Here is an 8,567-nt window from a genome sequence, read left to right on the forward strand (position 1 = left end):
AAACAGACCGCTTTATATTCGTTTATACAAAAATACTACCACTTCACTTGCACTAAGAACTCGTGAGAGTTACGCGATTGCAGATTGAGATGTGTTTGAAAGTAGGTTTCAAAACCATAGCCTACCGATAGATGATAGTTCGGGATATTGAAAAGCACATAAGAACTAAAAGCCTTATCTGTGCGATAAGTAAGTCCTAACTCAGCACGATCTAAATAGCTGGCAGCTACGGTGAAGTTTGTAGAGGTATCTTGTCCTTTAGCAAGACGTACTTGCAGGCTTGGTTTTAAAGTAAACTCAGAAGAGATTTTCCAATGATAACCTGCTATACCATAATACAACATATTCTCGGCAACGGAAGTCATCACATCGTTTTCCATACCTACTTTGTCAGAGGCAAGCATATTAGGGATAGACAATCCTACATAAAAGTTAGGTAATTCATAATAAACTCCAGCTCCAAAATTGAACTGAAACTTTCCTGAAATATCTTGCAAATAGGGGTCGTAGCGAGTAGCATTCTGTCCCGTGTTGTACAAATGATTGTATGTGCGTATTTGGCTTATATCAATATTAAAAAACTCTCCACCAAACTTAATTCCTCCTACTATATTAGACTTTTCATTTATAGGCACTCTATAAGAGAAATCTCCAAAAATCCCCGTTTGCTTCTGAATAAATACTTTATTATTAGTCACTGAAAGTCCTAAACCTATACGGTCGGTTACCCTGTGAGTGGTAAGGAAGGTTTGGGTTTGAGGCGCTTCATTCATTCCGCACCACTGGTTGCGAATGTCTGCTGAAATGGTGTGCCCTTTTTCCATACCCACTACCGCTGGGTTTACCAAGTTTTGGTGCTGTTGATAGAATATATAGATAGGGTCTATAGTTTGTGCTTGTAGTGCTCCTGCGATAAACAAAAAGGCACTAATAAGTAATCTTCTTTTCATTCTGATAATAATTTCTTCTAATAATTGATATAAATCCAAGTTTGTTGTTTCTTCTGGTCAGAGCCGTCAGGACTGAAAATAGCAATATAAGAGCCTTGAGGAACTAAAGTGCCATTAGCCATCTTACCGTCCCATTGGTTCTTATAACCTTTGGTTTGGTATATTAACTGTCCTAAAGTATTAAACACTTGTAACGTATTATTAGGGTAGTTCTCTGCCCGTGCTATTACGTAAGTATCGTTTATGCCATCACCATTAGGAGTAAAAGCATTGGAGATAAGTATAGGCCCATCAGGCAAGGTAGGCGTAGGGGGTGTAGGTGGCGTAACCCCGGATTCATTTACTGTAATAGTTCCTTTATTCACTGCCAAAAAGATATTCCCATTAGCCTTTATCATAAAACGTCCTTGTGAAGTCGTTATACTTTGGGTAGCGGTAACTACAGCACTTCCTGTATTAGGAATAGCAGTTGCTAAAGTATGTAAAAAAGAGCTCCCTCCATCTGTTGAGAAGAGAATATCTACTTTATCAGTATTGACTGGGGCTATATTAGTATTTGCTACGTCCCAAGTGATGGTAGCGGTTTGTCCTACTGTCCAAGTGCTAGATTGTTCTTGTGAAGTAACCTTAAATGGTCCTGCATTCTCCTCTACCGTTACAGTAATGGTTTTATAAGCAGTATTACCCGTTTGATTGGCTATAAAAGGACGGTCAGTAACTACAAGACTCCAGTGCATTTCACGTCCTACAGTAGGAACGGTTTCCCAGTTATCAGTAGCAGTAATATTACCAGATACAATAGTTGATAAACGAGGAATATACCTTACTGAGTTTTCTGAAGGAGCTATAGAACGTGCTACAGGTCCTGTAGTATGTGTTCCTGAAAATCTATAAGGCGACCACGAGCCTTTAAAATCATCAGCTTGTTCCCAAGTATAAAGTAACTTGTCAGTAGCAGTATCAGTAGCTACTCCCGATAATACAAAAGCAGTTCCTTTAGGAATCGTATAATCCTTAAACTCATCACCATTAAAATTAGGGCGTGAATTATCGTGAGCTGTATAGGTAGCGGTACTTTGGTTTAATGTACGAGTAATTTGCCAAACAGAACGGTGATGGAAATAAGGGTCTGAGTGAGGTTGTACATCAACAGAAGGATTGGCATAAGTAACCCCTGCATATCCCATAATGGTTGAAGCACTACCAGGCTCCATTTGATAAATATTACTCCACGCAGGGTCACTTTCTTTTTCTGAGTAATATGAAAGTGTGTGATACGCTCCTACTTGATGACCTATCTCGTGTGCTACTACGTCCACATCAAAACGATCTCTATCTCCTGTAAATGAATAGAATGAATAAGCTCGCGCTTTCCAAAAAGAATATAGAATACCGCGAATTTGCCCTGCATTTCCTGAATTACCTCCTTTGTGGAACAAGTGTCCTATATCGTAATTATTGACCCCTATTGTAGTATTAATAAGACCTTGTAATTTCACTGATTCATAACCAGGGTAGTCCCATTTACTATAATTAAAATCTTTAGTAGGGTCGGTCGCAGGGTCATCATAAATAAGATTATCCCCACTCACTAATTCAAACTTAACCGACATCTGTGCCCCGTAAATCATATTAATGCGATTTACAGTTCCTGTTATAAAAGCAAGAGTCTGACTCTTAGTGCCTCCTGCTGCTTCGGTAAAAGCAGATGTACAAGCTATCGCAAGACGCACAGTATACACTCTCTTCTGGGTTTGATACGTAGGACGATGATGCCCCTGATGTGACTCAACAGCTTCTTCTGCACCTGTTAAACGAGGACTATGAGGGGTACTACAAGGTTTCACCTCTCCCCTACTGTCTTTGCGGTAATACACTTTGTAAAACTCACCATTATTGTCTTCAGCATCAATGAACGAGTAACTAAAATCTTCCATTACTATGCCACTGAGCCCAAAATCACTCCATACAAAGCTAATCTGTTTCTTAGGGTTCGAAACCGATTGCCCTACATAGGTTTTAATAGTAGGGTGCTCTTTGGCAACCGACTGAGAAAGCACTTGAGTAGGAGTGATGCGATAGGTCTCCATACTGCCATCGGCATTGGGTATCTGTACCGTTGCATTACTTCTTGCCGATACTCCACTGTTAGTAGTAGCTCCTAAAGCTCTCTCAAAAGCTACTTTGTCCAATCGAAAATACTGGTGGTTGGGCTCTGAAGAGGCTTCTTTTACAGCCAAACGCCGTGCCTTATTGCTACTCTTTTTCCAATAGCTCTGTGCCTGTGCACTCTCTGCAAGAAAAAATAACAACAAGAAGAAAGCATAAGCCAAATACTTACACTTCTTCCAATAAGCAACGTATTTACTACTCTTGTTGCTTGATAAAACACTTTTAATTGCTAAATCCATATATTTTATTTATTATATCCTTCTAATAAATACCTTATAAAAAGAACTTTATTTTTATATAAGTTTGTTTTTATGGGGTAAAAATAATAAATAAATTAATAATCAACAAGAAAAAAGATGTAAATATTTAAGTTCCAAGTAACCATTAGCCCTTACTTTGCTTTTATTGCTTCTCTTACCATTTAAACTGTACCAAAAACTCGTGTGAGTTGCGCGATTGCAAATTCATATGGGTTTGGAAGTAACTTTCAAAACCATAGCCTATAGATACATAGTAATTAGGAATTTCAAATAACACATAAGCATTTACGGCTTTATCTGTACGATAGGTGATTCCCAGTTCTGCACGTTCTACAAAGTTTCCAGCTACTGTAATATCAGTCGAGGGATATTCTCCTTTTGCTAAACGCATTTGCATACGTGGTTTTATCGTGAAATCAGGAGTAAGTCGCCAATAATAACCCATTATAGTATAGAAGTACATCGTTTCGGCTAATGAAGTCATCTGGTCATTATCCATTCGTACCCTGTCGGTAGCAAGCATATTCGGGATAGAAAAACCTATGTAAAAGTTAGGGTGGTCATAATACAGCCCTGCCCCAAAGTTTGTCTGGAACTTTCCTGAAATAGTCTGTAAATAGGGGTCGTAATAATACGTAGGGTGCATACGCGTGCCATTGGGGTAGTACTGGTTATACAAACTGTTGTAGTACGACATATCACTGCCGTCTATATTGTAAAAATCGCCCCCAAACTTAATTCCCCCTATCAATCGAGAGTTGTATGAAATGGGTATCGCATACGAGAAATCAGCATAAATACCGGCTTGTTTCTGTATAAACACCTTGTTATTTGCTAATGAAAAACCTAATCCCACGCGGTCACTCAAACGGTGGGTAGTAAAGAGCGTTTGGTTTTGTGGGGCTTCGGTCATTCCTCGCCATTGGTTGCGTATATCCACCGAAATGGTATGTCCAAACTCCATACCCACTGCTGCTGGGTTTATGAGGTTTTCGTGTTGATGATAAAAAATGTAAGTAGGGTCAGTAGCTTGTGCGTACAAAGCACCTGTGCCTATCATCAACATACTTAATAATATCTTTTTCATAGGTTTCTGTATTTTTTTCTTCTTAATAATTGATGTAAATCCAAAGCTGTTTCTTGTTCTTTTCACTGCCGTCAATGCTAAAAATAACTACATACGAACCTCGAGCCACCAAAGTACCGTCTTGTTTCTTACCGTCCCACTGGTTCTTATACCCGTGAGCCGAGTAAACTAATTGCCCTAAGGTATTGAATATATGCAGGGTATTATTAGGGTAACGCTCAGCACGTGCTATCACATAAGTATCGTTCACTCCGTCACCATTAGGAGTAAAAGCGTTCGAAATAAGCACATAATCCACCTGTGGGTCTTGTGCATTAGCAATTCCGTCGCCATCTATATCGCCATCACAAGCGTCACCTATGCCGTCATCGTCTAAATCGGATTGGTCTGGATTGTATACATATGGGCAATTGTCTTGTTCATTCGGGTAGCCATCGCCGTCTATATCATCATCGCAAGCATCTCCCTTTCCATCGCTATCTCTATCTTGTTGCGTAGTGTTTGATACGGTAGGGCAGTTATCAAAAGCATTCAAAATCCCATCGCCGTCCATATCAGCATCACAAACGTCGCCTACACCGTCATTATCAGCATCGGCTTGGTCTGGATTATATATATTGGGGCAATTATCCATTCGTGAGGGTATCCCATCATTATCCACATCGTCGTCGTCTTTTACGCTGATGACACCTGCATTCACTGCCAAAAAGATGTTCTCTTCGGCTTTCACCATAAACCTTCCTCGCTCAGTTTTAATAGCATCAGGAACGGCTACTTCGGCTTTCCCATTATTAGGCAAGCCCGTAGCTATGGTATGAGCAAAGGTACGCCCTCCGTCAGTCGAAAAGAGTATCTTCACTTTTTCGGCACTCACAGGCGCTTTGTTCGTATTAGCTACGTCCCACTGCAAGTTTACTTTTTGTCCTACGTACCAGGTACTTGGCTCAGTGTGCGAACTCACTTTAAACGGACCCGCCTCACCACTCACTACCACATCAATAGTCTTATAAGCAGTATTACCCATTGCATAACTTCCCACTGGACGGTCAATAACCATTAACGTCCAATGCAAGGTGCGCCCTAAGTTCAGTACCGTTTCCCAAGCGTCGTCAATTTTGGGGTTCTGCTGGGTGAGTTGTCCCTGCACTATGCGCTCCAAGCGGGGTATATAGCGATAAGTAGTAGCCGAAGGCAACAACGAACGCGCTGTAGCTCCTGACCTACTATTAGGTGAAAACGAGTAATTCCCTACTCCTGTATAGTTATCCGATTCTTCCCAAGTGTACAACAACGCATCTCCATCGGGGTCAGTAGCACTACCTTCCAATAGGTAAGCCGTCCCGTAAGGGATTGTATAGCTTTTTAGATCGGGAATATCGGGTACCGCATTCGCTGTAGCTTGCTCAGTAACGCCCGAAAGTCTCCGTATCACAGTCATCATATCATAATATCATACACACTCCTATGATGAAAATAGGGGTCAGAACGGCGTTGTACGTCATAATTACGCGTAACACCCGCATACCCCATAATGGTAGACCCACTGCCTGGCTCCATTTGAGAGCCCGAAATCTCCCTTTTGTGTGAAAAAGTATGTCTTGCCCCCAACTGGTGTCCCACCTCGTGCGCTACTACGTCTATGTCAAAATCGTCTCTCTGCCTAAGTACATTCAACGGATAAGACGAAAATCCCTGTCCTTTACTCACGTTGTTGCACACACAGCCTATACACCCTGCATTTCCTCCGTTATTGGCATTGTCAAACAATTGCCCTAAATCATAATTGGCATTACCATAAGCCTTATCTAAAGCCTGCTGAAGTTTCAAAGCTTCATTACTCGACCAGTTGTCGTAGTTTATGCCTTTAAAAGGGTCACTATCCAAAGTGTCGTAAATAGTAGTAGCGTCCGAAACTAATTGAAAGGCGACCGAGAGCTGTTGCCCATACACTTCGTTAATCCTATTAAGGGTATTGGCAAGTTGTGCCAATGTCTGTGCTTTACCTCCAAAAAAGTTAGTAAATCCTGAGGTACAAGCAATCGCTATCCGAAAAGTGCGAAGAGTAGGCTCCGTCTGGAATGTAGGTCGCAACGCACTGGTTTTTTGCAAAAGCTGTTCAGTATCCAGCGTTTTACAATCTATCGGCACACCTTCGCTATCTTTGCGCCGATAAACCTTGTAATAAACCCCTTCCTTGTCTTCAGCCTCTATGAACGAATAGTTTAACCTTTCTTCCATAATAGCGTCCAAGCCATAATCACTCCACACAAACCGAATCCGTTTATGGGCATCAGTGGTACATTGCCCTACGAAGCTCTTAATAGAAGGGTATTGCCGCGCCACTGCCTCAGCCAATACCTGCGTGGGCGTAACCCGATAGGTAACCAGCTCGCCGTTAGCATCAGGTATCTGAACCGTAGTCTCACCGCGCCTGCTATCTGTTTCTAAGGCTCTTGCAAACGCCTTTTTATCTAATGTAAAATATTGAAATTTGGGGTTATTAACAGTCGTCTCTGCCCTGCGTTGTGCCGAAAAATCAGTCTTGCGCCAATAACTCTGCGCCGAGCCTTCTAACACCACCAAAATAAACACCAAAAAAATACGATTGTAATTGCTATATCTCAATGTTTTATCTTTTATATATTTTAAATTTCTTTACCTTCCTCTCTTAATATCAGAAGTCGTTTTTGCGTCACATCTCCCCCTTTGGAGGTAGTCCGCGAGAGCGGAGTATGTGAATGGGGGAGGTTTATCATCAATAAGCTAATTCATTCCTTAACTCACATTTTTAACTACTTGCCCGTGTGGCTCGCACTATAGTACTCAAACGCCTCGTAAATCTCCCTCTCAAGCACCACACAATCCGTTTTAGGCTTACCAATTGCCTCCAAAAGCACAAAGTGCACTCTGCCCGCCACATTCTTCTTGTCAAAACGCATCAACTCACAAATAACCTCAATATCCTCTTTATTAAAAGTTTGCTTACTGAAATACTCACCCAATACACTCTTCACCTCATCGCATTTATCCTTAGGAAAACCTAACCTTTTTACCGATAAATAAGTAGCCAATACCATTCCTATCGCAATCGCTTCCCCGTGCAATAAACGCTCACGATTCGGGTTCTCTAAGCAATACGACTCAATAGCGTGTCCCAGCGTATGTCCGTAATTCAGTATTTTTCGCAATCCACTTTCCTTGGGGTCTTGCATTACCACCTCGTTCTTTATCACAACCGATTCGTAAATAAGGCTATCTAAATCAGCTAACGACAGACTGCCTAAATTACTCATTTTTTTCCAATACGCTTCTGAACGAATAAGCCCGTGTTTGAACATCTCTGCCATTCCGCTACGGAGTTCCTCCACGGGTAACGTTCCTAAATATTGCGAGTCAATCACCACCCCCAACGGATTGTTAATCACTCCTACGAGATTTTTCAGCGGACCTAAATCCACCCCAGTCTTCCCTCCTACCGAGGCATCTACCATTGCCAGTAAGCTCGTCGGCACATTCACAAAGGTAATTCCGCGCATATAGGTCGAAGCCACAAAGCCCCCTAAATCCGTCACCACTCCCCCACCTATGTTGATGAGTAAGCTCTTACGGTCAGCCCCTAATTCCGAAAGTGCGTGCCACACTTGCGTACAAGTATCAAGGTTTTTATGCGGTTCACCCGCTTCTATTTCTATAATTTCTATCGGAATATCAGTAGTGAGAGTAGGTAAAAACACAGGCAAACAATTCTCATTAGTATGACTGTCCACCAACAAAAATAGTTTAGAAGGACGTCTTTCCGCTACTATTCGGTTGATAAAAGTAGCCCCTTCCTCATTAAAATAAACGTTGTAGTTCCCAGCTCTGATAACACTTGTTTCCATCGGTATAGAATTTTTGGCAAAGATAGTAAAATAATAACAACTGCACAAATCCCCAACTTCATTACCTCAAAATGCCAATTCCACCATCACATACACAAAATATTTTGTCCTGTCCTAAAAAAGGTTGTCATAATTAATAATTATTTTATTAGTAATATTTTTTTCATTAAGCTACCTTTTGAAAGTACACTTGATCAGGAGTTTTTAAGTTCAATGC

4 protein-coding genes and 1 pseudogene are annotated in these 8,567 nt (G+C 41.2%); all 5 read right to left on the bottom strand.

Going from position 1 to position 8,567, the window contains the following annotated elements:
* Nucleotides 1–35 precede the first annotated feature (35 nt).
* Nucleotides 36–950, bottom strand: coding sequence for a PorP/SprF family type IX secretion system membrane protein (locus RCZ04_RS06060; RefSeq protein WP_460485083.1), 915 nt, complete (start codon nucleotides 948–950; stop codon nucleotides 36–38).
* A 17-nt stretch (nucleotides 951–967) separates the two neighbouring features.
* Nucleotides 968–3,361 (bottom strand): reprolysin-like metallopeptidase, encoded by a 2,394-nt coding sequence (locus RCZ04_RS06065; RefSeq protein ID WP_460485084.1) that lies wholly within the window; start codon nucleotides 3,359–3,361, stop codon nucleotides 968–970.
* 175 nt (nucleotides 3,362–3,536) lie between these two features.
* Entirely contained in the window at nucleotides 3,537–4,469 is a 933-nt protein-coding gene (locus RCZ04_RS06070; protein ID WP_460485085.1) for a PorP/SprF family type IX secretion system membrane protein, read from the bottom strand.
* 22 nt (nucleotides 4,470–4,491) lie between these two features.
* Nucleotides 4,492–7,094, bottom strand: a pseudogene (locus tag RCZ04_RS06075) (reprolysin-like metallopeptidase).
* A gap of 167 nt (nucleotides 7,095–7,261) precedes the next feature.
* Nucleotides 7,262–8,350 (bottom strand): 3-dehydroquinate synthase, encoded by a 1,089-nt coding sequence (gene aroB, locus RCZ04_RS06080; protein ID WP_460485086.1) that lies wholly within the window; start codon nucleotides 8,348–8,350, stop codon nucleotides 7,262–7,264.
* Nucleotides 8,351–8,567 lie beyond the last annotated feature (217 nt).

The sequence above is a fragment of the Capnocytophaga sp. HP1101 genome, assembly GCF_054772415.1.